This is a genomic window from Actinosynnema sp., from assembly GCF_052038725.1.
The window spans coordinates 1-2484 of the sequence record NZ_JBQGCX010000350.1 but is presented as its reverse complement, the minus strand read 5'-3'; the positions used below and the strand labels follow the sequence as shown (position 1 = coordinate 2484).

2 protein-coding genes are annotated in these 2484 nt (G+C 72.5%); both read right to left on the bottom strand.

What is annotated here, in order from left to right; genetic code table 11:
* Nucleotides 1-976 (bottom strand): GDSL-type esterase/lipase family protein (locus ACTUAL_RS07035; RefSeq protein WP_440899677.1); only part of this gene is annotated, 976 nt, incomplete at its 3' end.
* Nucleotides 977-987: 11 nt separating this feature from the next.
* On the bottom strand, nt 988-2484 hold a 1497-nt coding region (locus ACTUAL_RS07030), incomplete at its 5' end, for a cellulase family glycosylhydrolase (RefSeq protein ID WP_440899676.1).

The following is a 2484-nucleotide window of genomic DNA, read 5'->3' as shown; positions in this document are numbered from 1 at the left end:
GCGCGACGCTCATCCCGCTGCCCAGCGAGAACCGCACGCTCCACGCCGTGGACGCGACGGTGCTGGTGTTGCGGAAGACCACGTCGGCCTGGAACCCGCCCTGCCACCGGTTCACCACGGTCACCGACGCGGCGCAGCTGCCGGTGGGCGGCGGGATGGTGGTCGTGGTGACGCCGCCGGTCGTGGTCGTCGTGCCGCCGGTCGTGGTGGTCGGCAGCACGCCGCCGAGCGCGTCCCGCAGCACCGGGAACCACCGGTTCGCGATCTTCCGGTCGCCCGAGGCGTTGGGGTGCACGCCGTCGTAGGTGTCGGTGGCGGTGTCGAACCCGGTCCACTGGTCCACCACGACGATCGGCGAGGCGGCCGTGGTCTTCGACGTCGCCCACGGCTGGATCGCCGCGTTGAACGCCACCACGCGCTGCCCGCAGTCAGCGCACTGCGGGGTGCCCATCGGGATGAGCTTGGCGATGAGGATGCGCATCGCCGGGTTCTGCGCCCGCATCTGGTCGACGAGCTTGCCGTACGCCGCCAGGATCGTCGCGGGCGCGATGTTGCTCCACACGTCGTTGGTGCCGAAGTGCATCACGACGATGTCGGGGCTGGTGGCCTGCAACCACGGCACGAGCTGGTTCTGGCCGGCCACGTTGGTGACCAGGAGCCCGCCGTGGCCCTCGTTGTCGCCGTCGTGGGGGATGCCGCACCCCTGCGACGGGAGCGTGCCCACGAAGTCGATGTTCGTGTAGCCTGCGGCCTTCAGGTCGACGTCGAGCAGGGCGCGCCAGCAGCCGGGCGAGCCGGTGATGGAGTCGCCGAGCGGCATGATGCGCACGGGCGCGGCTGCGGCGGCCTGCGAGGCGGGGACCGTGATCAGGAAGCCGCACAGCAGGGTCAGCGCGGAGAGCAGGGCGGCCAGCGCGGCCCTGCGGGCCGTTCCGGGCCGAACCGCATCGGGCCGGACCGCATCGGGTCTGGTCATCTCGGGCCTCCTCACGCGGTGGCGCACGACGCGCCGTTGAGGGTGAACGCGGTGGGCGCGGCGTTCGCGCCGGTGACGCTGCCGGTGAAGCCGACGCTGACCGAGCCGCCCGCCGGGATGTCGGCGGTGTAGGGGGCGTTGGCCACGCTCAGGTTCGCACCGGACTGGGTGGGCGTGCCACCCCACATGCTGCTGACGGTCTGCGCGCCGGGCCACGTCCAGCGCAGCACCCAGCCCCTCACCGCGGCCGTGCCGGTGTTGGCGATCTTCACCTCGCCCTGGAAGCCGCCGGTCCACTGGCCGGTGACGCGGTAGGTGACGGCGCAGGGGCCGACGGGGCTGCCGGGGAGCGTGGTGACCACGACCGTGCCGGAGCGGGCGGAACGGTTGCCCGCGGCGTCGCGCGCGTACACCGCGAGGGTGTGCGCGGTGGCGGCGGTCAGGCCGGTCAGGGTGGCGGAGGTGGTCGCCGAGGAGGCGAGCGCGGTCTCGGTGCTCCCGCTGACCCGGACCACGTCGTAGCCGGTGACGCCGACGTTGTCGGTGGACGCGGACCAGCCCAGCACCGCACCGGAGGAGGTGACCGACGACGCGGTGGGCGTGCCGGGCGCGGTCGGCGCCTGGGTGTCGCCGCCACCGCCGCCGTACACGCTGGCCTCGCGCGAGGTGGCCTTGATCCCGTTGGCGCCGTTGAAGGTCCGCTGCCCCCACGCGCTCAGCTGCGCGGCGTTGAAGTTCACCGCGAGGTCCAGGTACTCGACGCCGCCGCCGTTGCCGCTCCACGACCAGGCGAGGTACCCGAGCCGCAACCGCTGCGCCGCGGCGAAGATGGCGTCCTCGTCCGGGTCGCCGTCCGAGTGCATGTCGCCGAACTCGCCGACCGCGATGGGCAGGCCCGCCGCGACGAACCGCCCGAGGTAGTCGTCGACCTCGGCGGCGGTGTCGAACACGCCGTACATGTGGATCGAGAAGATCGTGTTGCGCTGCGGGTCGGCGGCGAACACCGAGGCCGCGTTGTCGCGCATGGTGAACGCCCAGTCCTGGCCCCAGTTCGGCGCGTCCACCATGATCGTGTGCGTGAAGCCCTCGGCGCGCAGCCTGGTCAGGGCCGAGCGGGTGTCGGCGGTCCACGCCGCGTACCCGGTGTTGCCGTGGGGCTCGTTGCCGATGTTGAGGATCGCGTACTTCTCCTGGCCGACGAGCGCGCTCTTGACGCCCACCCAGTAGTCGACCGCCTTGGACAGCGGGATCGCGCCGCTCTGCTCGCCGTAGCCGGTGGTGTCGTGCACCTCCAGCACGCAGATCAGCCGGTTGGCCTTGCACTGGGCGATGACGTCCGCGACGTCGGCGGCGTCGTTGCGGGTCCAGCGGTCGCCGCTGGCGAGCACGACCCGGACCGAGTTGGCCCCCAGCGCCTTGACGTCGGCGAGCGCCTGGCGGGTGCGGGTGGGGTACCAGGTGTGGGCGTGGTTGACGCCCCGCATGATGAACTCGTTGCCGTTGGCGTC